The organism is Oceanobacillus alkalisoli, from assembly GCF_021556485.1.
GTDB classification, from domain to species: Bacteria; Bacillota; Bacilli; order Bacillales; family Amphibacillaceae; genus Oceanobacillus; species Oceanobacillus alkalisoli.
The window spans coordinates 1-600 of the sequence record NZ_JAKGBW010000042.1; the positions used below are offsets into that span (position 1 = coordinate 1).

1 rRNA gene is annotated in these 600 nt (G+C 45.5%); it reads left to right on the forward strand.

Features of this window, described 5'->3' with window-relative positions:
• Positions 1 to 211, forward strand: a 16S ribosomal RNA gene (locus LZD48_RS18405); the annotation flags it as partial.
• Between the last annotated feature and the right edge of the window lie 389 nt (positions 212 to 600).

Below are 600 nucleotides of genomic sequence, written 5' to 3' on the forward strand. Positions count from 1 at the left end.
AAGCCGGAATCGCTAGTAATCGTGGATCAGCATGCCACGGTGAATACGTTCCCGGGTCTTGTACACACCGCCCGTCACACCACGAGAGTTGGTAACACCCGAAGTCGGTGAGGTAACCATTTGGAGCTAGCCGCCGAAGGTGGGACCAATGATTGGGGTGAAGTCGTAACAAGGTAGCCGTATCGGAAGGTGCGGCTGGATCACCTCCTTTCTAAGGATATAAATAAGAAAGCGCAAGTGGCTGTTCGACATTAGTTGAATACCACTGGAGCTAGATTATTTTCGGAACATACTGGGTTGTTTGGTTCAGTTTTGAGAGAGCAAAACTCTCTATTTGTACCTTGAAAACTAAATAAGAGTAACAACGACATCAAAAACAAAAGGCTAAGGCGACTGTTCAGAAACGCAACGCTAGCAAGGGGCTGGAAAACGCTTGTTTTTTAGCGTTTGGAAGACCATTGCTTATGACGGGAGTTTCTGGGAGCTGAAGCTAGATTTATAAATGCAAGAAAGTGGTCTTTAACAGACCAACAAGGCAAAACAAGCTATATTTACTGTAACTTAGTTAAGTGAATAAGGGCGCACGGTGAATGCCTTGGC